Annotated in this window: 21 protein-coding genes; 12 read left to right on the plus strand and 9 right to left on the minus strand. The window is 71.0% G+C overall.

Annotation, left to right across the window (positions count from 1 at the left end; genetic code table 11):
• Window positions 1-52 precede the first annotated feature (52 nt).
• Both infC and DRV85_RS16315 read left to right on the plus strand, forming a co-directional pair.
• A complete protein-coding gene (gene infC / locus DRV85_RS16310; protein ID WP_476705478.1) occupies window positions 53-673 on the plus strand; it encodes a translation initiation factor IF-3 in 621 nt (206 codons plus the stop codon).
• On the plus strand, window positions 670-1284 hold the full coding sequence (locus tag DRV85_RS16315) for a class I SAM-dependent methyltransferase (RefSeq protein ID WP_113290542.1): 615 nt from the start codon (window positions 670-672) through the stop codon (window positions 1282-1284). Before infC ends, DRV85_RS16315 begins: the two co-directional genes overlap by 4 nt.
• A gap of 91 nt (window positions 1285-1375) precedes the next feature.
• Here the strand turns inward: DRV85_RS16315 and DRV85_RS16320 are convergent, their stop codons facing one another.
• The 8 genes from DRV85_RS16320 to DRV85_RS16355 all read right to left on the minus strand — a co-directional run bounded on the left by DRV85_RS16320 (window position 1376) and on the right by DRV85_RS16355 (window position 9793).
• A complete protein-coding gene (locus DRV85_RS16320) occupies window positions 1376-2131 on the minus strand; it encodes a dienelactone hydrolase family protein (RefSeq protein WP_113290543.1) in 756 nt (251 codons plus the stop codon).
• A gap of 65 nt (window positions 2132-2196) precedes the next feature.
• A complete protein-coding gene (locus DRV85_RS16325; RefSeq protein ID WP_113290544.1) occupies window positions 2197-3201 on the minus strand; it encodes a molybdopterin-binding protein in 1005 nt (334 codons plus the stop codon).
• Window positions 3198-4169 carry an XdhC family protein gene (locus DRV85_RS16330; protein ID WP_113290545.1) on the minus strand — a complete coding sequence of 324 codons (972 nt, stop codon included), beginning with the start codon at window positions 4167-4169 and terminating at the stop codon, window positions 3198-3200. The genes DRV85_RS16325 and DRV85_RS16330 overlap by 4 nt, the downstream gene beginning before the upstream one ends.
• Window positions 4170-4337: 168 nt before the next feature.
• Window positions 4338-4937 carry a DUF6691 family protein gene (locus DRV85_RS16335; RefSeq protein ID WP_113290546.1) on the minus strand — a complete coding sequence of 200 codons (600 nt, stop codon included), beginning with the start codon at window positions 4935-4937 and terminating at the stop codon, window positions 4338-4340.
• A gap of 3 nt (window positions 4938-4940) precedes the next feature.
• A complete protein-coding gene (locus DRV85_RS16340) occupies window positions 4941-5492 on the minus strand; it encodes a YeeE/YedE thiosulfate transporter family protein (RefSeq protein ID WP_113290547.1) in 552 nt (183 codons plus the stop codon).
• Between the two features lie 85 nt (window positions 5493-5577).
• Window positions 5578-7398: an OmpA family protein gene (locus DRV85_RS19715; protein WP_275401729.1), complete on the minus strand. Its 1821-nt coding sequence runs from the start codon at window positions 7396-7398 to the stop codon at window positions 5578-5580.
• A 117-nt stretch (window positions 7399-7515) separates the two neighbouring features.
• Entirely contained in the window at window positions 7516-8778 is a 1263-nt protein-coding gene (locus DRV85_RS16350) for a vWA domain-containing protein (RefSeq protein WP_113290549.1), read from the minus strand.
• A gap of 106 nt (window positions 8779-8884) precedes the next feature.
• Entirely contained in the window at window positions 8885-9793 is a 909-nt protein-coding gene (locus DRV85_RS16355; protein WP_113290550.1) for an AAA family ATPase, read from the minus strand.
• A 161-nt stretch (window positions 9794-9954) separates the two neighbouring features.
• Between DRV85_RS16355 and DRV85_RS16360 the strand changes: the two genes are divergently transcribed.
• The 6 genes from DRV85_RS16360 to DRV85_RS16385 all read left to right on the plus strand — a co-directional run bounded on the left by DRV85_RS16360 (window position 9955) and on the right by DRV85_RS16385 (window position 16715).
• Window positions 9955-11013: a glycosyltransferase family 2 protein gene (locus tag DRV85_RS16360; protein ID WP_233495561.1), complete on the plus strand. Its 1059-nt coding sequence runs from the start codon at window positions 9955-9957 to the stop codon at window positions 11011-11013.
• Window positions 11010-11633, plus strand: a complete 624-nt coding sequence (locus DRV85_RS16365) for a sulfotransferase family protein (RefSeq protein ID WP_113290552.1) — start codon at window positions 11010-11012, stop codon at window positions 11631-11633. The genes DRV85_RS16360 and DRV85_RS16365 overlap by 4 nt, the downstream gene beginning before the upstream one ends.
• Window positions 11633-13930, plus strand: a complete 2298-nt coding sequence (locus DRV85_RS16370; protein WP_113290553.1) for a glycosyltransferase family 2 protein — start codon at window positions 11633-11635, stop codon at window positions 13928-13930. Before DRV85_RS16365 ends, DRV85_RS16370 begins: the two co-directional genes overlap by 1 nt.
• Window positions 13931-13932: 2 nt before the next feature.
• Window positions 13933-14628: an FkbM family methyltransferase gene (locus DRV85_RS16375; RefSeq protein WP_113290554.1), complete on the plus strand. Its 696-nt coding sequence runs from the start codon at window positions 13933-13935 to the stop codon at window positions 14626-14628.
• Window positions 14628-15683 (plus strand): glycosyltransferase family 2 protein, encoded by a 1056-nt coding sequence (locus DRV85_RS16380; protein WP_113290555.1) that lies wholly within the window; start codon window positions 14628-14630, stop codon window positions 15681-15683. The genes DRV85_RS16375 and DRV85_RS16380 overlap by 1 nt, the downstream gene beginning before the upstream one ends.
• A 96-nt stretch (window positions 15684-15779) precedes the next feature.
• On the plus strand, window positions 15780-16715 hold the full coding sequence (locus tag DRV85_RS16385) for a phosphoadenosine phosphosulfate reductase (protein ID WP_113290556.1): 936 nt from the start codon (window positions 15780-15782) through the stop codon (window positions 16713-16715).
• On the opposite strand, the gene DRV85_RS16390 is transcribed toward DRV85_RS16385, so the two are convergent.
• Window positions 16712-16987 carry a hypothetical protein gene (locus DRV85_RS16390; RefSeq protein WP_113290557.1) on the minus strand — a complete coding sequence of 92 codons (276 nt, stop codon included), beginning with the start codon at window positions 16985-16987 and terminating at the stop codon, window positions 16712-16714. The two genes, DRV85_RS16385 and DRV85_RS16390, sit on opposite strands and share 4 nt — an antisense overlap.
• A gap of 105 nt (window positions 16988-17092) precedes the next feature.
• Here DRV85_RS16390 and pyrC point away from each other — a divergent pair, with 105 nt between their 5' ends.
• The 4 genes from pyrC to DRV85_RS19435 form a co-directional block, all read left to right on the plus strand.
• Window positions 17093-18133, plus strand: a complete 1041-nt coding sequence (gene pyrC, locus DRV85_RS16395; protein WP_113290558.1) for a dihydroorotase — start codon at window positions 17093-17095, stop codon at window positions 18131-18133.
• Window positions 18134-18211: 78 nt separating this feature from the next.
• Window positions 18212-18886, plus strand: coding sequence for an orotate phosphoribosyltransferase (locus DRV85_RS16400; RefSeq protein ID WP_113290559.1), 675 nt, complete (start codon window positions 18212-18214; stop codon window positions 18884-18886).
• 184 nt (window positions 18887-19070) lie between these two features.
• The gene (locus DRV85_RS16405; RefSeq protein WP_113290560.1) at window positions 19071-20558 is read left to right on the plus strand and encodes a replicative DNA helicase; all 1488 of its coding nucleotides are present in this window, start codon (window positions 19071-19073) and stop codon (window positions 20556-20558) included.
• Between the two features lie 44 nt (window positions 20559-20602).
• Window positions 20603-21014, plus strand: a 412-nt coding sequence (locus tag DRV85_RS19435; RefSeq protein WP_233495565.1) for an NAD-dependent epimerase/dehydratase family protein, incomplete at its 3' end; no start/stop codon positions are given.

A 21014-nucleotide genomic window follows, 5' to 3' on the forward strand; every position in this document is an offset into this window, starting at 1 on the left:
CGCTCCCGCCGACGGGCGATCCGGGGCGCCCGGCCGCCCTGCGAAGCGCCGATTGTCGCTTGAATCGGTCGGGGGCCAAGTTTACTTTCCCGCACGCGAATTCTTCCATAACACAAGGACCGAACCCATAGCCCGCAGACCGCACAACGCGCCCCCGCCGCGCGACACCGGCCCCCGCGTCAACGACCGCATCCGCGCCCCGGAAATCCGCCTCATCGGCCCGAACGGAGAGAACCTCGGCGTGGTGCCCCCCGCCAAGGCGCTCGAGGCGGCCGAAACGGTCGGCCTCGACCTCGTAGAGATCTCGCCCAACGCCAATCCGCCGGTCTGCAAGATCATGGACTTCGGCAAGTACAAGTACGAGCAGCAGAAGCGCGAGTCCGAGGCGAAGAAGAAACAGAAGGTCATCGACGTCAAGGAGGTCAAGTTCCGTCCCAACACCGATCAGCACGACTACGACGTGAAGATGCGGAACGTGATGAAATTCCTCGAGAAGGGCGACAAGGTGAAGGTCACCCTGCGCTTTCGCGGACGCGAGATGGCGCATCAGAACCTCGGCCGCGAGCTGCTGCAGCGGGTCGCCGAGGACGTGAAAGAGGTCGGCAAGGTCGAGAACATGCCGAAGATGGAGGGCCGTCAGATGATCATGATGATCGGCCCCGTCACCAAATGAGCGACGGCACCGCCTCCGGCTGGGAGGCGCGCTTTTCCACCCCCGACTATCTCTTCGGAACCGAACCCGCGGCCTTCATGCGGGATCACGCCGGGCTTCTGCGTGCCGGTGCCCGCGCGCTTGCCCTCGCCGACGGCGAGGGCCGCAACTCGGTCTTCATGGCGGAGCAGGGCCTCGAGGTCACGGCGCTGGAATACGCGCCCTCGGCGATTGCCAAGGCGCGGCGGCTGGCGGAGGAGCGCGGCGTTTCGGTCGACTTCGTCGAGGCGGATGTGCTGACCGACGACTGGGGCGCGGGATGGGACGTGATCGCGGCCATCTTCATCCAGTTCGCCGGCCCCGAAGACCGTGCGCGCCTTTTCGAAAAGATGCGCGCGGCTCTCGCGCCCGGCGGCCTGCTGCTTCTGCACGGCTACACGCCGGACCAGGTCGGCCGCGGTACCGGCGGCCCGCCCTGCGCCGAGAACATGTATACCGAGGAGCTTCTGGCGTGCGCCTTCGACGGATGGGAAATCCTCGAAAACCGCGCCTACGAGCGCGACATCCGCGAGGGGCGCGGACACGCGGGACTCTCGGCGCTGATCGACTTCGTCGCGCGCAAGCCCGGGTGACGGCGCGGGCGCTGCGCGCCCGTCACCCGGCCTGGGCGCCGTTCATGCGTCTGTCGGGCGCGGTCGCGCAGCACCCGGGCGGCATCCGCCCTCAGAAGCGCGCCTCGAGGAACGCGCCCAGCGCGTCCCAGCTGCCGCGGTCGGCCGCGAGGTCGTAGTCGTCGGACCCCCAGACCGTGAAGGAATGCCGCGCGCCGCCGAAGACGCGCGCCTCGTGCGGAACACCCGCCGCCTGCAACTCGTCCAGAAGCGCGGCGAGGTCGGGCATGCCGGACACCGGATCGGCCGATCCGTGCAGCAGAAGGACCGGCGCGTCCTGGCCCGTGTAGCCCTGCCCTTCCGGCGTGCCGAGCCCGCCGTGGAAGCTCACGAAGCCCACAGCCTCGGCGCCGGCGCGCGCCAGTTCCAGCACGCCCGCGCCGCCGAAGCAGTAGCCCATCACCACGACCTGCTGCGCCGCGCCCTCTTGGTTGCGGGCGGCCTTCACTCCGGCGCGCAAACGGGCCCGGAAGGTCTCGCGGTCGCCATACATCGCCCCGGATAGTGCGCGGTAGTCGTCCACGCCCTGCGGATCGGCCTCCTTGCCGTAGACGTCCAGCGCGAAGACGGCATAGCCCTGCGCGGCGAGCATCTCGGCGCGGCGTTCCTCGTAATCGGTCAGGCCGTCCCAGTCGTGCACGATCACCACCGTGCCGCGGGTTTCGTCCAGATCCGCGTTGCGGACGTAGTAGCCCTCGAACACCGTGTCCCCCACGGTGTAATCGACGTATTCGCCCGCGATCTGGCCCTGCGCGGCCGGGGCCGAGAGCCCGGCGGCGAGAGCCGTGGCAATCAATCTGCGGCGCATCGGAAACCTCCCTCGGTTGCGGTTGCCAGACCGAAGGGTAGCCCGCCGTCACCTGCGCGCCAGCCTCACGCGCGCGCCTTGCGGCCCGCGCGCGGCTGCGGGCGCGTCGGGATCTCCTTCAGAAGTCCCCCCACGCCCATCGCCGCGATGTCCGCGCCCGTGACCTCGATCCCGCAGGCGATACGGCTGAGCACCCAGTCCGCACCGTTGAGGGCAGGCGAGCGCGCGCAGCCCGGCAGGCCGATCACCGGGCGGCCGGCCTGTTCTCCCAGGAAGAGCAGGTTGCCTGGGTCCACCGGCATGCCGAATCGGTCCACCCTGCCCCCGGCCCGCCGCACCGCCTCGGGGGCGACATCGGCGGGGTCCGAGGTGGCCGAACCGGTGAGGATCAGCACGAGATCGCCGCCCGCCGCGCCGATCGCCGCAGCGAGCGGGTCGGTGCGGTGCGGCACCGTCACGGGGCCGTCCATCCTCATGCCCAGCGCCTCGAGCCGGCCTTCGATCGCGGGCACACCCTTCTCGCCGGCGCCGCCGGGGATCTCCGTGACGATCAGCGTCGCCGTGCGGAGCGCCGGCCGCGCCAGCCGGATCGCGCCGCGCGCGGCCTCGCAGGCGGTGGCCAGTGCCTCGCCCGGCACGGCGTAGGAGATGATCTTCACCGTTCCCACCATGCCGCCCTCGGCCATCTGCCGAAAGGGCGGCACCGTGGCCAGCGTGATCATCGGATGCACGGCGTTGAGCCTGTGCAGGCGTTCGGCCTCCATCGTGACGACGCCCGGGCCATCGGCGATCAGGTTCACCCGTCCGGTAAAGGGCTCGGTCAGGCGGAGCCCAGCCGCCTGCGGCGCGGGCACGAGGGCCTCGGCGAGCCGGGCGGCGGCCGTGTTCTCGTCAACGTCGCCGGGATCGAGCCGGGCCACGATCACCTCGGCGTGGCCCGCTTCGGCGAGACGGTCCAGATCGGCGCGGCCGAGCCGCCGGCCCTTCTTCAGTTTCCCCTCCGCGAGACGCACGGAGTGGGCGAGCAGCGCGCCCTCGGCCTGCTCGAGCGGAACCGGCCCGAACCTCATGCACCTTTCCTCAGAACGCGCGTCATCTCGGCAAGGATCGCGACGGCGATCTCCGCCGGCCCCGAGGCGCCGATGTCGAGACCTATGGGCGCATGGATCCGCGCGATCTCGTTCTCCGAGAACCCCGCTTCGGTCAGGCGCGCCACGCGCTTTGCATGCGTGCGGGTCGAGCCCAGCGCGCCGATGTAGAAGACCGGGGCGCGCAGCGCGCGCATCAGCGCCGGGTCGTCGAGCTTGGGGTCGTGGGTGAGCAGGACGAGCGCGGTGCGGGTGTCGAGCCCCGCGGCCGCCACGGCGTCGTCCGGCCAGTCGTGCAGGATGCGCTCCCCGGGAAAGCGCGCCTCGGAGCCGAAGGCCTCGCGCGGGTCGATCAGGACGGGATCGTAGCCCGCCAGCCGCGCCATCGGCAGCAGCGCCTGCGCGATATGCACCGCGCCCACCACGATCAGCCGCAGCGGCGGATTGTGGATCGCCACGAAGGTGCGGCCGTCCTCCTCCACGCCTGAGCGGTCCATGCGGAAGCGATCGGCGAAGCCCTCGGTCGCCAGCCGCCGGCCGCCGCCGCCTTCCAGATCGGCAATATAGGCGACGGGACGCCGCTCCATCCGGTGCGTCACCAGCTCGTCGAGCATCGCCTCCGGAATCACCGATCCCACGGGCTCGACCAGCACGCGGATCGTGCCGCCGCAGGCCAGCCCCACGGCGAAGGCGTCCTCGTCGGAAACCCCGAAGGTCAGCAGCCGCGCCTCGCCCTCCTCGATCGCCTCCAGCGCCTCGGCCACCACAGCGCCCTCGACGCAGCCGCCCGAGACGGACCCCTCGATCTCGCCCTCGCCCGAGACGGCGAGCTGCGCGCCCACGCGCCGCGGCGCGCTGCCCCAGGTCTCGACCACGGTGGCGAGCGCGGCGCCGCGCCCTGCGCGGTGCCAGCCGAGCGCGGTCTCGGGAATACGGTCGAAACGGTCCATCGCGCGGCTCTCCCCCCTGCGCCTCCACGCCCCGAAGGTATGCCGCGCGCGGACGCGCGAAAAGGGCCGCGACGACTCCCGTCGCGGCCCGCGTTCCCAGCCGCTCGTCGGTCCCTTGCAGGCCCTCCTCGCGAGAAGCGCCCGTTCAGGGCGCGGCGAGCACGCCGCTCACTCGGCCGGCATCTCCGCCGCACGGCCCTGCGGCGCCCGCCGCAGCCGCTCGGGCAGCGCGAAGGCCACCGCGATGAAGGCAAGCCCCAGCACGATGCCCAGAACGTCGCCCGGCAGGCCGGTGAGGCCCGCGTAGCCGGAGTCCGGCACCGCGCCCAGCGTCACCTTGCCGCCCGCCATGTCGTCGAGCAGGCCCGCGGATTTCCACCACGGATAGCTCAGCATGTAGGCCGCCGCGCCCAGCAGCCCGCCGGCGATGAAGAAGAGCGCATCCTTGCGGCCCGTCGCGGCGGCCGCGACGCCCGTGCCCGGGCAGAAGCCCGAGGCCGCCCAGCCCGCGCCCAGCATGAGCCCGCCGATGAAGACGCCCGCATAGGCCGCCTTGACCGACATGTGGCCCACATCGACGAGGCCCAGCATCTGCCCGCCGAACATCAGGACGGAGCCCGTGCCGATCGCCAGCAGGATGGTCTTCATAAGGTGCAGGTTGCTCAGGTTGAGCATCCGCCAGATCCAGTTGGGATTCGTGGCCCCGATCCGGTCGAGCGCCGCGCCGAAGGCGGCGCCGATCACGATGGCGAGGATGATCGTCGTCATGGCTCAGGCCTCCTTCCGGTACATGAGGATCGCGGTGGGCACGGCGGCGGCGAAGGCGCCGGCCGCGAAGATGTAACCCGAGAGCGCCGTCTGCATCATGCCGGACATCATGTGCCCCGAGGTGCATCCGCCCGCGAGCCGCGCGCCGTAGAGCACGACAAAGCCGCCCAGGAAGGCCACCGCGTAGCGGCCCAGCGGCGCGTCGCCGAAGTTCGCCCGCCAGAGCGCCGGCGCGGTGCGCTCGGCCGCGCCCACGCCGCCGCGCAGCCGGGCCGAGAGGAACGCGCCCAGCGCCATCGCCAGCACGAAGACGAAGCTGTAGTTGAGCGGGTTGGCCGCATTGGCCGCATATTTGCCGCCGGATTTCGCCAGGTAGGCGTTCGACGAGGTATAGCCCTCTTCCGTCGCCTGGATCAGCGCGGGGTTGGCGATGTCGCCGATGATCGCGTCAAGGATCACGAACTGCGTCGAGACCCCGATGGGCTTCACCAGAAGCACCGCGAGAAAGAAGACGGCGCCCAGCAGCACGCCGCCCGTTTTCCAGTTGAGTGGCATGGCCGCCCCTCCTCTTCCAATCACATTCCGCGATCAGAATAGGAGACGCATTCCGCGTCTTGCATGACTCAGATCAAATCGCCGCTCAGCTCCCCCCCGTCAGCAGCGGCGTGATGTTGCGCACCGCGGCCCGGCGGTTGGCCTGCGAGCGGTCCTGCGTCTCGACCCGCAGATCGGATTCGCCGTAGCCCTGCACGATCATGTTCGCAGGCGGGACGCCGAAGTACTCGGTCAGTGCGAGCGCGACCGATTCCGCCCGCCGGTCCGACAGCAGCAGGTTGTAGGCCGCAGGGCCCACCGCATCCGTATGCCCCTCGACCAGGAACACCGCGCCAGGGTTCTCGCGGATCGCGCGGCGCATCGCCGTGCCCAGGGCGTTCAGTTCCTCCGCTTCCGAGGCCGGGATCGCGGCCGAACCGAAGGGAAAGGTGATGCGGTCGAGCGAGACGACCGGCACCAGCTTGCGCACCGCGTCGATCTGCCGGATCTGCTCGAGCGAGAAGTCGCGGTTCACGTCGCGCAGGCGGGCCTGACGCAGCGCCTCGGCCAGTTCGTCCTCGTCCGTGGTGCCGTCCTCGATCTCGACAGGCGCCGCGGCCCGCGGGAGCTGCGAGATATCGACCGGCTGCACCTGCCGCGTGTCGTCGAAGAGCACGACGCGCTGGCCGTCCGGCATCACCCGCACGCGGCGCAGGATGCGGCCGTCCGCCGCGCGCACCGTGATCACCTCGCCGCCCTCGGGCAGGATGACCCGCGTGCGCAGGGAACCGTCGGCGAAACGCTCGGTCTGCACGTCCGCACCCGGACGGCGCAGAAGCGTATCGTCGTCCTTGAGGATGTCGTAGCGTCCGTCGCGCTCGACCACGACCCGCTCGCCGGTGCCGGCCACGACCTCGCCGCCATCGTCCAGAACCTGCCCGAGCGCATAGGCGCCAAGCCCGATCAGGGCTGCGCGACCAAGGTCGCGCAGCCGGTCGTCGTCGCCCTCCTGCCCGGCCCGGGTTTCGGTCTGGATTTCGGTCTCGAACTCCTCGGAAGAGGCCCGCGCCTCGGCTTCCGTGATCTGACGCGTTTCTACCTCGGCGGGCTCTGCGTCTTCCTGTGCCGCGGCCGGCGGACCTGCATTCGCGCGTTCCTGGGCGCGGCGCGCGGCGGCTTCGGCCTGCCGACGCTGCGCCTCGGCCTCTTCGGCGCGGCGGCGCTGTTCTTCGAGCTCGCGCTCGGCCTCTGCGGCACGGCGCTCCGCCTCCTCGACACGGCGCTCGGTCTCTTCGGCCTGCTCACGCGCCCGTTCTTCCGAACCGCGCTCGGCGTCGGACTCCGCCAGCATGTCGTCGAGAAAGCCCGTATCCTGGTCGCGCGCCTCGTAGAGCTCGCGCAGGTTCTCCGGCTCCTCGATCACCGCGCCGGAAACCCGGTCGACGCAAGGAAAGGCGGCGCCCGGACCGCAGTCGGGCAGTTCGCCCGCCCTTGGTGTCCGCTCCGGGGCTGCCTGCGCCCGGTCTTCGGGCGGGCCGGCATCGGCCGGGCGATTGGCATGCGCGGGCGGTCCGGCATCTGCCGGCGGCCCCGCGTCGGCCGGCGGCCCGGTGTCTTCCGGCGCACGCGCGCTGCCGGTGGTGTCGGCGTCCCCGATCGGCGTGTCGGGGCTCACGGCCTCGCCGACCCCGGCTTCGGGTTCGTCCACCAGGCCGTCGATGAAGGCGGTGTCCTGATCTCGGGCCTCGTAGAGCTCGCGCAGCGCCTCGGCGGTCTCGATCGTCGCGCCGGAGAGCTCGTCGGTGCAGGGCAGGCCGGAGTCCGGCCCGCAGAGCGGCGCGTCGGACTGGCCGGTCACGGGCAGCGGCGCGAAGAGACCGAGCACCAGGGCCATCGCGGTTGCGGGACGGTGTGCAGGGCGTGACATGGCGCATTCCTTCCATGTTCGTGTCGCGGCACAACGCGCCCCCGCACGACATGTTTCACAAATCCCGAGCGCCCGTGGCCCGGCACCGGGCGAGTCGCCGGGCAGTCCAGACGGCCTTCAGAGGGCGCGCAGCGCCTCCATCAGCCGGGTTTTCTCGCCGGAGTCGTCCGGTCGGGAAATCGCCTCGGCAAGCGCCTCGATCGTCTCGATCGAGTGACCCGCGCGGAAGCTGTCGACATGCGGCAGCATCGCGCGGATTCCCGTGGCGCGCGGCGCGAAGTCGCCGAAGCGCAGCAGCGGGTTGATCCAGACGAGGCGTCGGGCGGTGAGGTGCAGCCGCTCCATCTCGCGCGATAGGCGGTCGGGGTCGCCACGGTCGAGCCCGTCGGTGATGAGCAGCACCACGGCCCCCTGCGCCATCACGCGGCGCGACCAGTCGCGGTTGAAGGCATGCAGGCAGTCGCCGATCCGCGTGCCGCCTTCCCAGTCCTGCGCCTCGGCCCCCGCGGCGGCGAGCGCCGCGTCCACGTCGCGGGTGCGCAGGTGGCGCGTGACGTTGGTGAGCCGGGTGCCGAAGGTGAAGGCGTGCACCTCGGCCCAGCCCGCGCCCTGCCTGTTCGACACAGCGTGCAGGAAATGCAGCAACACCCGGCTGTACTGGCTCATCGAGCCGGAGATGTCGCAGAGCGCGACCAGCGCGGGCCAGCGCGGGCGCGGCCGGACGTGGTGCAGGGCCTGCATCTCGCCGCCCGAGCGCATCGCGGCGCGCAGCGAGCGGCGGCGGTCGATCCGCCGCCCCGCGGGCCTGGCCTCGGCCCGGCGCGAGGGAAAGGGCCGCACCGGGAACGACAGCCGGGCCAGCATCCGCTTCGCCGCCGCAACCTCCTCGGTGCTCATCTGCTCGAAGTCCAGCGTGCGGAGGCGTTCCTCTGCGGAGACGGTGAGCGAGGCGTCCACCTCGATCTCGGTCTCCTCCGCAGCCTCGTCCGGGCGGTCGCGCCCCGGCATCTCGGCGCCCGCGAGCAGCGCCTCCGCCGCGCGCTTCTCGGCCGCCTGCGCCGCGCGCTCCTCGGCCACGCCGCGCACCGCGGGCAGCATCATCGCCATCATGTGCTCCATGAAGCGCGGGTCGCGCCAGAAGAGGCGGAAGACCTGCGCGAAGACGCGCCGCTCCTCGGCGCGCGAGACGAAGCAGGCCTCGAGCACGTGGTAGAAATCCGCCCGCTCGGTGAAGCCCGCGGCCTCGACCGCGCGCACGGCATCGGCCACGCGGCCCGTGCCCACGCGCAGCCCCGCCTTGCGCAGCGCGCGCGCGAAGTGGACGAGGTTGGCCACGAGCTGCGGGTTTTCGGGCAGGTCGAGGGGGCGGTGCTCGGGCATCGGGGTCAGGCGCGGGTGGCCGCGCCGGCCCGGGGGCGCTGCCCCCGTCCGCCTGCGGCGGACTCCCCCGGGGTATTTTTGGCAAGAGGAAGGACCGGCGTGGCGCTCATGCCGGCGCCATCCCGGCGCGGGCTTCCTCGAGCAGGCGTGCGGCCTCGGAGCCCTGCAGGCGGGCGATGTCGTCCTGGTATTTCAGGATCGCGCCCAGCGTGTCGGCGATCACCTGCGGGGAAAGCTCGATCATGTCGAGCGCGAGCAGGCATTTCGCCCAGTCGATGGTTTCGGCCACGCCCGGCTTCTTGAAGAGATCCTCGGTGCGCAGGCGCTGGACGAAGGCCACCACCTCGCGCGAGAGCGCCTCGGAGGCCTCGGGCACCCGTGCCTTCAGGATCGCCATCTCGCGGTCGAAGTCCGGGTAGTCGACCCAGTGGTAGAGGCAGCGGCGCTTGAGGGCGTCGTGCACCTCGCGCGTGCGGTTCGAGGTCAGGATCACGATGGGCGGCTCTGGCGCGCGGATGGTGCCGATCTCGGGGATGGTCACCTGGAAGTCCGAAAGCGCCTCGAGCAGGAAGGCCTCGAAGGGGGCGTCGGTGCGGTCGAGCTCGTCGATCAGCAACACGGGCGCGCCGCCGGGCTGGGGCGACATCGCCTCGAGCAACGGGCGGCGGATCAGGAAGCGCTCGGAGAAGAGCTCGTCGGTCAGCGCCTCGCGGTCGGTGCCCTCGACCGCCTCGGCGGTGCGAATGGCGACCATCTGCGCGGGAAAGTTCCATTCGTAGACGGCCGAGGCGGAATCGAGCCCCTCGTAGCATTGCAGGCGGATGAGCCGCCGGCCCAGCGCGGCAGAGAGCGCCTTGGCGATCTCCGTCTTGCCGACGCCGGCCTCGCCCTCGAGGAAGATCGGCCGCCCGAGCCGCAGCCCGAGAAAGACCACCGTGGCCAGCGCCCGGCCGCAGACGTATCCCTCTCCGGCCAGCATCGCCTGAACCTCGTCGATCGAGCCCGGTGCGGTCATGCGCGTCCTCCCTTTGCGGCGAGAAGGGCATGGGTGCGGCACCGGGTCAAGCCGCCCGCGTTGACCGCGGGCCGGGGGATCGCCATGATTCGGGCAAGATTGCCTGCCAGGATGGTGCGGGTGGAAAGAAGGGCGGACGGGCAGTGCAGGCGGGGCAAGCTGTGACCGGCGGGATCGGCCGCGCGCCGCGCGTGACGGCGGTGACCTGCGTGAAGAACGAGGGGCCGTTCCTGATCGAATGGATCGCGTGGAACCGGCTGATCGGGGTGACCGACTTCCTGTTCTATTCGAACGACTGCACCGACGGGACCGATGCACTGCTGGACCGCCTGGCAGAGCACGGCCTGGTGCGCCACCTGCCCAACCCGGCGGAGGGCCGCAACTACCAGATGGAGGCCCTGAAGGCCGCCGCGCGGGATCCCGTGGTCACCGGCGCCGACTGGATCTGGATCGCGGACGTGGACGAGTTCCTGAACATCCATGCAGGCGACGGCACGATCGCCGCGCTGATCGCGGCCTGCGGCGATCCGCAGGCGATTTCCGTCAGTTTCCGCTTCTTCGCCAACGGGGGCGTCGAGCGGTTCGAGGACCGCCCCGTCGTCGCGCAGTTCACCCGAACGCACAACCCCGACATCTGGTGCGGCGAGACGGCGATCGAGGTCAAGACACTGGTGCGGCGTGATTTTCCGCTGCAGTACTTCGGCGCGCACCGACCCTTCCTGCGCAAGGGCCTGCCGGCCGAGCGGCGCCCGCGCTGGACGGACGGCTCCGGGCGGCCCGTCCAGCACCGCTTTCTCGTGGCGGCCAATCCGCGGCGCATCCGCAAGTTTCCCGCGAAGGGGGCAAGGGTGCACGCGACGCTCAACCACTACGCGCTGCGCGCGCTCGAGAGCTACCTCGTCAAGAACGACCGCGGCGACGTGAACCGCGCCCATCGCGCCTTCGACGACACCTACTGGCGCGAGCGCAACGACGACGCCTGCGAGGAGACGAGCCTCCTGCGCCACCTGCCCGCGCTGGAGCGCGAGATGGAGGCGCTCAAGGCGCTGCCCGGGGTCCGCGCGCTGCATGAGGAGGCGGTGGCGCGGCACCGTGCGCGCGCGGCCGACCTGCTGGAGCGGCCGGCGTATCGCGCGCTGCGCGATCGTCTGCGCGCGGCGCCGCCCATGTGCCCGGCCGAGGAGGCGCTGATCGCGGAGCTGGGGCTCGAAGAGGCATGAGCCGGGTGCGCGTTGTCAACCTCGGGCTGCCCAAGTCGGGCACGACGACCTTCAACAAGGCGCTCGCCGCCTCGGGGCTGACAGTGGCCGACCATCGCATCCGCCCGCGGCAGACGCCCGACCGCGCGCTGCACGGCGTCTTCGTGGGCGACCTCATGTATCGCGGCTATTTCGGCTCGGGCGATCCGTTGGCCTTCTTCGAGGGGTTCGACGCGATCTCGGAGACGAGTGTGATGCGGCGCGGCGTGAACTTCTGGCCGCAGACCGATTTCGGGCTGATCGAGGCGCTGCGGGAGCGCCACCCTGACCTGCGCTTCGTCGCCACGCGACGGCCCACGGCGGATATCTGCGCCTCGATGGCGGGGTGGTCGAACATGCTCGACCGGCTGCCGGTCTACGAGATCCCGGGGCTGCCCAGGGGCTACGGCCGGGAGGAAGACGAGCGCGCGCGCTGGATCGACGCGCATTACGCCTTTCTCGCGCGGATCTTCGCGGGCTCCGACGCCTATCTCGAGCTCGATGTGGCGGCGCAGGACGCGGCCGAACGCCTCTCCGCCCACCTCGGCCTCGAGATCGCGTGGTGGGGCCGGGCCAATGCGCGCAGGGAGACGGCGGGCTGATGCGCATCGTGCTGCATGTCGGGCTGGACGCCTGGGCGGTGGAGCGGCTGCGCCGGATCATGTCGGCCCGGCGCGACGGGCTGGCGAAACAGGGCGTGCTCTTTCCCCGCACGCCTGGGGCGAACAATCACACGCGGCTCTTCATGGCGGTGAGCGACCCGGAGCGCCCGGACCTTCTGCGCGCCAGCCGGGGCTTCGCCGATCCGGCGGCGCAGGAGGGGCTGCGCCACGAGCTGGCAGCGGGCCTTGCGAGGGAGGCCGAGGCCGCGCGGCCCGAGGTCATGGTGCTCTCCGCCTGGCAGCTCGGGCAGCGGCTCTCGGAGCGCTCGGAGCTTGGGCGCCTGCGCGCGCTGCTCGCGCCCTTGTCCGAGCGGATCGAGGTGGTCGCGCATGTGGAGGATCCCGCGCGGATGCTGGCGCGCCACTACGCCGCGCAAGTCTTCGACGGGCGGGCCGTGCCGCTCACCCAGGAGCTCGCGCTGGGGGAGGATTGGTGGGAGGCCGCGCGCGCCACAGCCCCCGCGCCAGACCCTGCGCGGGCGATCTTCCCCGAGGTGCAGGGGCCGCCCCACTGGCTCGATCTCGCGCGTTTCACGCAGGAGTGGGGCGCGGTCTTCGGCGCCGGGGCCGTGCGGCTGCGGGCGGTCGACGACGCAACCCTCGCCGTGCCGACAGCGACCAGGGAACTGGCCGCGACGCTCGGTCTGCCCGCCCTGCCCGGCAAGGCGGAGCCCGAGGCCCGCCCGGCCGCGCCGGCCGCGGCGTGGCTGGCGCGCGCGCGGGCGATGAACGCGCTCTTTCTGCGCTACATCGAGCGCAAGGAGGCGATCCTGCCGCGTCAGCTCTGGCGCCGGATGCTGGGAGAGCTCGAGATTGCGGGGCCGGCGACCGATCCCGGCAGTCTCACGTCCATCTCGCGCCGCTTCGCGCCGGATCTCGCGCGCCTCGCGGAGGAACACGGCCTCGACCCGGCCGCGCTCGCGCCGCCGCCCGAGGCCCCGCCCTGGAAGGAGGCCGACCCGCAGGAGGGGTTCCGCGCGACGCAGTATCTGCTGGCCTTCCGCCCCCGCATCGACCGGACGACCGAGGAGGCCCGCCAGGCGGCGGCGCCCGCCGCGCCGCCGCAGGCCACCCATCTGCCGCCGCTCGCGCGCGCCAACCTCGCGCGGCTGCAGAACAGCCCCTTCGCCCCGCACAACCGCCTGGGCCATGTCGACGAGAGCGCGCTCGCCGCGCCCTTCGCGCCGGCGCCGCCGCGGCGCCTGCCCGAGGGCAGTTCCGGCCGGGTCATCATCGCCTGCATGAAGAACGAGGCGCCCTATATCGTCGAGTGGGTCGCCTATCACCGCGCCATCGGCATCGACAGCTTCCTGATCTACACCAACGACTGCGACGACGGCACCGACGCGATCCTCGCGCGTCTGGAGGAGCTGGGCGTCCTCGAGCATCGGCGCAACGACGACTGGTCCGGCAAGTCGCCCCAGCAGCATGCGCTCAACCGTGCGCTCTCGGAGCCGGTGGTGCGGGACGCCGAATGGATCCTGCACATCGACGTGGACGAATTCGTGAACGTGCGCTGCGGCAACGGCACGCTCGACGACTTTCTCGCGCGCGTGCCCGAGGCCACCAATGTCGCCATGACCTGGCGGCTCTTCGGTCACGGCGGCGTCGAGCGGGTGGAGGATCGCTTCGTGATCGAGCAGTTCACGCGCTGCGCGCCGCGCTTCTGCCCAAAGCCGCACACGGTCTGGGGCTTCAAGACGATGTTCCGCAACATCGGCGCCTATTCCAAGATGAGCTGCCACCGGCCCAACAAGCTCGCGCCCGGCTACGAGGACCGCGTGCGCTGGGTGAACGGGTCGGGCGCCGACATCACGGCCGAGGTCGCCCGGAACGGCTGGCGCAGTTCGCAGAAGTCGGTGGGATACGACCTGCTTCAGCTCAATCACTACGCCCTGCGCTCGGCCGAGAGCTTCCTGATCAAGCGCCAGCGCGGCCGCGCGCTGCATGTCGACCGCGCAATCGGTCTCAACTACTGGATCCGCATGGACTGGGACGACGCCACCGACGTCACCATCCAGCGCAACCTGCCGAGGCTCCGGGCCGAATACGACCGGCTGATGGCGGACGAGAGGCTCCGGCGTCTGCACGCCGCGGGGCTCGCCTGGCACCGGGCGAAGGCAGAAGAGCTGCGCGCCACGCCGGAATTCGCCGACCTTTTCGCCCAGGCCCTGCGCACGCGCCTGACCGGGGCGGAGCGCGTCGCCTGGTCGCTCGCGCTCGACATGGAGAGCTGAGCATGGACGGCGCAGGCGAGGACGACCGCGGCTACATTCGCTCCAGGGGCCTGCGCATCCCGAAGGATGCGCGTTTCATCGCCGGCCGGACGCGCCGCAACCTGCGGGCCGACGCCTACGAGAAAAGGGAAAGCGACGCCGTCCTGCGCGTGGTCAGACCCGGCGACCGCGTGCTCGAGCTTGGCGCGGGCATCGGCTACATGTCCGCGCTGATCGCGACGCGCACGAAGGCCGCGCATGTCACCAGCTTCGAGGCGAACCCGGCGCTCATCCCCTTCATCGCCGAGGTCCACCGCGCGAACGACGTGACCAACACCACCGTGCACAACGCCCTGCTCGCCCCGGAGGCCGGCCCGGCCCGCAGGTTCCACATCCGCGAGGACTTTCTCGCCTCCTCGCTCGACCCGGACGCGGCCGGCGGCGTGACCGGCACCGAAGAGGTCGAGGTCCGCGCGCTCCCCGCCGTGCTCGAGGAGGTGCGGCCCGACGTGCTGGTCTGCGACATCGAGGGGGCCGAGGCCGAGCTGCTGCCGGCGGGCGACTGGACGGGGCTGCGCGCCGCTGTGATCGAGCTGCATCCGCAATGGATCGGGCAGGCGGGCGTCCAGGCGGTGTTCGACGCGATGCAGCGCGCAGGCCTGACCTATTTCCCGCGCGCCTCGCAGGCCAAGGTCGTGACCTTCCGCAAGGGCTGTTGATGCGGATACTCGCCATCCTGACGGTGCGCAACGAGGGCGCCTTCCTGCTCGACTGGCTCGCCCATCACACCGCCGCCGGGGTGACGGATTTCCTCGTCTTTTCAAACGACTGTCAGGACGGCACGGAGGCGATTCTCGACCGCCTCGCCGCTCTGGGGCGGGTCGAGCACCATCGCAACCCGCCACCCTACGACAGGCAGGGCGTGCAGTTCACGGCGCTCAACCGCGCGGCGGAGCTCGAGATCACGCGCCGCGCGGACTGGATCCTGCCACTCGACATCGACGAGTTCGTCAACGTCCATGCAGGCGACCGCAGGCTGACGGCGCTGATCGAGGCCCTGCCCGAGGCCACGGCGATCACGCTCACCTGGCGGCTCTTCGGCAACTGCGGCGTGGTCGCCTACGAGGACCGGCCGGTGACGGAACAGTTCACCCGCGCCGCGCCCGAGGTCATCTGGTGGCCCTGGCGTGCGGCGATGTTCAAGACGCTCTACCGCAACGACGGCACCTACGCGAAGCCGGGCGTGCACCGTCCGCGCGCGCCGGACCCCGCGCGCCTGGACGCCGCGCGCTGGTACGACGGGCACGGCCGCGCGCTCGGCGCCGCGTTCCGGACCCGGCGCGTCTTCTCCGATTTCGGGCAGCCCAACTTTGGCCTCGCGCAGCTCAACCATTACCCGCTGGGCGCGATGGAGAGCTTCGTGCTCAAGGCCGATCGCGGCCGTGCCGTGCATGCGGCTGACCGGCTGGGCCTCGACTACTGGGTGGAGCGGAACTACTGCACCGACGAGGATCGCAGCATCGCGGCGCTGGCGCCTGCGGCGCGGGCGATCCGCGCCGAGCTCGCGGCCGACCCCGAACTCGCCGCCCTGCACGCCGCGGCCGTCGAATGGCGGCGCGCGCGCTTCGCCCAGCTCATGGAGGACGAGAGCTGCCGCGCGCTCATGGGGCGGCTTCTGGTCACCCCGCCCTCGCGCCCGGTGCCGCGGGATGTCGCGCTTCGGCTCATCGCGCACGCGCGGCGCGCGCGCTCCCGCGCCGCGTCAACGCCATAGGAACAGGCGCTTTCTCACCCAATTTCGCCCAAATGCTCTAGTATCCGGTGCGGCATGGGCCCTAACACCGCTATGCAGCGCGCCACGGAGACACGCATGCAGGATGCTCCCGACCTCGACTCGCGCCCGCTCGCCGGGTTGTCGCGGGCCGAATGGCTGGATCGCCTTTCCGAGCTCACGGTCGAGAACGGCCATTTCGCCGTGCTGGGTCCGCGGCACATGGCGAGCTACATCGACCACGGCGGCACGCTGCTGGTCAGCTTCGAGACCGTGGAGGGAATCCGCGCGCTCTCCGAGCGCGAGGAGCCGCTGGGCTGGCAGATGGTGCGCGGCCACGGCTGGTCGCATCTGGCGATCATCGCGCAAAGCGACACCTGGTATCGCGATGTCGCGGTCTACGACTACTTCGACCGGCTGATCGACGATGGCTTTTTCGAGGACTTCGACCGCGTCCTGTTCTATGGCGCGGGGCCCTGCGGCTATGCGGCCGCCGCCTATTCGGTGGCGGCGCCGGGGGCGTCGGTGCTGGTGATCCAGCCGCAGGCGACCCTCGATCCGGAATTCGCCGAATGGGACGATCGATTCGTCGAGATGCGCCGCACCTCGTTCAGCGACCGTTTCGGCTATGCGCCGGCGATGATCGACGCCGCGATCGAGGTCTTCGTCGTCTACGACCCGCACGAGACGCTCGACGCGATGCACGCGACGCTTTTCCAGGGCGACAACGTGATCCGCCTTCGGCTGCGCAACATGGGGGGCGCGATCCAGGGCGACCTGATCGGCATGGGGCAACTCGAGCCGATGCTCGCCGCCGCCGGCGCAGGCGTTCTGGACCGCGAGCTCTTCTACGAGCAGATGCGTGCCCGGCGCGATCACCTGCCATACCTCCGCCGCCTGCTCGCCCGCGTCGAGGAACGCGACCACCCGCGACTGGCCTGGCGGCTGTGCCGGAACGTGAGCGATCGCCTGAACGCGCCGCGCTTCGCCAAACGGATGCAGAAGCTCGAGGCGATGCTGGGCGAGGACGCCTAGCCCATGCGGTCGGAGATCGCCGCGCGGATCTCCTTCTGGAAGGCGCCGATCGTGCCGCCTATGACCAGCAGCACGGGCGAGACGTCGTCGGAGACCAATACCAACAGGATGGCGGCGGCGAGCAGCATGGTGGCGAAGGCGGCCACCCGGCGACCGCCCGCGTCGGGCATCCTCTCCTCGCCGAGCACGCGATAAAGCGCCTCGGTCACCTGGTCCTGCACATAGGGCGTGGCCGCACCCGCCACCCCTGCGACGATCAGCGTGAAGAGCATGGGCACCTTCCTCCGGACGGCTCACAGCCTTGTGCCGCAAGAGCCGCCGCCGGGCAATCTTTCCCGCACTGGCGCGGGCCGCGCCGATGGGGTAATCGCGGGCGCATGACGACGACCCTGACCCTTCGCCGCCCCGACGACTGGCACCTGCACCTGCGCGACGGCGCGATGCTGGAGGGCGTGCTGCCGCATACGGCGCAACACTTCGCCCGCGCCATCGTGATGCCGAATCTCGTCCCCCCGGTCGTCACCGGCGCACAGGCCGCCGCCTACCGCGACCGGATCATGGCCGCGCTGCCGGAGGGGATGAACTTCACCCCCCTTATGACGCTCTATCTGACCGAGGAGACGGATCCCGAGGACGTGGTGCGCGCCCATGCCGAGGGGCTGGTGACGGCGGTCAAGCTCTACCCCGCGGGCGCCACGACGAACTCCGCCTCGGGCGTGCGCGACTTCGGCCGCGTGCGCGGCGTGCTCGAGCGGATGGCCGAGGCGGGCGTGCCGCTCTGCGTGCACGGCGAGGTAACGGATGCGGACATCGACATCTTCGACCGGGAGGCGGTGTTCATCGAGCGGGTGCTGGACCCGATCCGCCGCGCCACACCCGGCCTGCGCGTGGTGATGGAGCATGTGACGACCGCCGATGCGGTCGCCTACGTCAGGAGCGCGGAGCAGGATCTCGGCGCCACGATCACGGTCCATCACCTGGTCATCAACCGCAACCACATCCTCGCCGGCGGCATCCGCCCGCACTACTACTGCCTGCCCGTGGCCAAGCGCGAGACGCACCGCCAGGCGCTGCGCGCCGCGGCCGTGTCGGGCGATCCGCGCTTCTTCCTGGGCACCGACAGCGCGCCGCATGTGGACGCCGCGAAGGAGACCGCCTGCGGCTGCGCGGGCATCTTCACGGCGCCCAACGCGCTCTCGGTGCTGGCGGAGGTTTTCGAGGCCGAGGGCGCGCTCGACCGGCTCGAGGGCTTCGCCGCGCTGCACGGCCCCGCCTTCTACGGCCTGCCGCCCAACGAGGAGCGCATCACGCTGACAAAGGGGGCGCCCGTGGAGCTTCCCGAACGGATCGAGACGGGCGACGGTCCGGTGACCGTGTTCGACCCGGGCTTCCCGCTGCACTGGCACGTCACCGGCTGAGCGCTCTTCCGCCCTGACGGGCGTCATCGCTGCGAGGACGCCCGCGAGGGCGGACCGAGCCCACCCGCAGGAGACCGCATGATCACCACCGCCCCGCCCCCGCAGGAGATCGCCCGCCTCGCCGCCCGGATGCTGCTCGAGGTGAAGGCTGTGCATTTCAACGCCGAGGAGCCCTTCACGCTGGCCTCCGGCCTGCCCTCGCCCACCTACATCGACTGCCGCCGCCTCATCGGCTTTCCGCGGGTGCGCGCGGCGCTGATGGACCATCTCGCCGCGACCGTGCTGCGCGAGGCGGGCTTCGAGCGCTTCGACGTGGTCGCGGGCGGCGAGACCGCCGGAATCCCCTTCGCCGCGATGGTGGCCGAGCGCCTGGCGCTGCCCATGGCCTACATCCGGAAGAAGCCCAAGGGCTACGGCCGCAACGCGCGCATCGAGGGCGTGATGCACGAGGGCGACCGCGTGCTGCTGATCGAGGATCTGGCCACCGACGGGGGCTCCAAACTCTCCTTCGTCGAGGCGATTCGCGAGGCGGGCGGGGAGTGCGCCTTCACCGCCGTCATATTCGCCTACGGCATCTTCCCCGAGGGCGAGGCGAAGCTCGCCGATGCCGGCGTGCGGCTTCTGTCGCTCACCACATGGCGCGACGTTCTGGCCGAAGCCCGTGAAACCCAAGCCTTTTCACAGGCGACTCTCGACGAGGTCGAGGCCTTCCTCGACGCGCCAAGAGCCTGGCAGGAGGCGCGACGCCGATAAGCCGCCGGGCGTGGCTGGCGCGGCACAGTCCGCATTCAGGACCGCAACATCTTGACGAAACCCTCCCTTTGGCCACCATATTGCGTGGCGACGGAGGACTCACAGCCTATCCACAGCTTATACCGTTTGCCCTGATCGCCCGGCCGCGGCTATGCGGTCCGGACCAAAGAACAAGAGGGCAGTCATGAACCAGATCGCGGGCTTCAACCCGGCGGGCGCCGAGATCGAGTCGCCCGAGACGATGCCGCATTCGGTCGAGGCCGAGCAGCAGCTGCTCGGCGCGATCCTGACCAACAACGACATCTTCGACCGCGTCGCGGCGATCGTCGGCCCGCAGCACTTCTACGACCCGGTGCACGCCCGTATCTTCGAGATCGCCTCGGCGCGCATCTCGAAGAACGCGCTCGCCTCGCCCGTGACGCTCAAGACCTTCATGGAGGGCGACGAGGGGCTGGCGGCGCTGGGCGGGCCGGCCTATCTCGCCCGCCTCGCCGGCGCCGCCATCGCCGGCTTCGCCGCCAGGGACTACGCGCAGCTCATCTACGACCTCGCCATCCGGCGCGAGCTGATCGCGCTGGGCCGCGACATTTCGGCCAGGGCGGCCAAGATGGAGGTGGACCGCGAGCCGCGCGAGCAGATCGTCGAGGCCGAGCAGGCGCTCTACCGCCTCGCCGAACAGGGCCAGGCCGACAGCGGCTTTCAGTCCTTCCTGCACGCTTCGCTCGAGGCGGTGCAGGTGGCCGTGGCCGCGCACAAGCGCAAGGGACAGCTCGCCGGGATCTCGACGGGTCTCGTGGATCTCGACAAGAAGCTGGGCGGCCTGCACAAGTCCGACCTGCTGATCCTTGCGGGTCGCCCCTCGATGGGCAAGACGTCGCTGGCCACCAACATCGCCTTCAACATCGCGCGCGCCTATCGCCGCGGCACGAAGTCCGACGGCACCGAGGGCGCGGTCGAGGGTGGCGCGGTGGGTTTCTTCAGCCTCGAGATGAGCGCCGAGCAGCTCGCGACGCGGGTGCTCTCCGACGCCTCGGAAATCCCGTCCGAGCGGGTCCGGCGCGGCGATCTGACCGAGGACGAGTTCCAGCGTTTCGCGGCGGCCGCGCGCGAACTCGAGGCCTGCCCGCTCTACATCGACGACACGCCGGCGCTGCCGATCAGCCAGCTCGCCGCGCGCGCCCGGCGGCTGAAGCGGACGCACGGGCTCGACGTGCTGATGGTCGACTACCTGCAGCTCGTCCGGCCCGCCTCGGCCAAGGACAGCCGGGTGAACGAGGTCTCCGAGATCACGCAAGGGCTGAAGGCCATCGCCAAGGAGCTCGACATCCCGGTGATCGCGCTCAGCCAGCTCTCGCGCCAGGTGGAAGCGCGCGAGGACAAGCGCCCGCAACTCGCCGACCTGCGCGAATCCGGCTCGATCGAGCAGGACGCGGACGTGGTGATGTTCGTCTTCCGCGAGGAATACTACAAGGAGCGCGAGAAGCCGGGCGACCACGACCTCGACGGCGTGGCGAAATGGCAGGAGGAGATGGAGAAGCTGCACGGTCGCGCCGAGGTCATCATCGGCAAGCAGCGTCACGGCCCCATCGGCACGGTCGAGCTCAGCTTCGAGGGCAAGTTCACTCGCTTCGGCAATCTCGCGAAGCCCTGGCAGCAGGACGACGGCTTCTGACCCTTCTGATCACGGGATCGAGCGGGCATCTGGGCGAGGCGATCCTGCGCCTCGCACGGGCCCGTGGCATCGCTGCGCGGGGGGCCGACATCGCGCCCGGCCCTTTCACGGATGTCGCGGCCGATCTGGCCGAGCCGGAGGCCGCGCGCGCGGCGGTCGCCGGGTGCCGCGCGGTGATACACTGCGCAACGCTGCACAAGCCGCATGTCGCCACCCATTCCGAACGCGCCTTCCTGCGCGCCAATGTCGAGGCGGTGCAGGCGCTGCTCGCCGCGTCCTTGGCCGAGCGCGTGCAGGCCTTCGTGCTCACCTCCACCACCAGCGCCTTCGGTGCGGCGCTGCGGCCCGCGCCCGGCGCGCCGGCGGCCTGGATCACCGAAGAGGTCCGCGCGGTGCCGCGCAACGTCTACGGCGTGACCAAGGGCATGGCGGAGGACCTGGCCCATCTCTACGCCC

Origin of the sequence: Rhodosalinus halophilus (assembly GCF_003298775.1) — a bacterium.
Lineage (GTDB): Bacteria > Pseudomonadota > Alphaproteobacteria > Rhodobacterales > Rhodobacteraceae > Rhodosalinus > Rhodosalinus halophilus.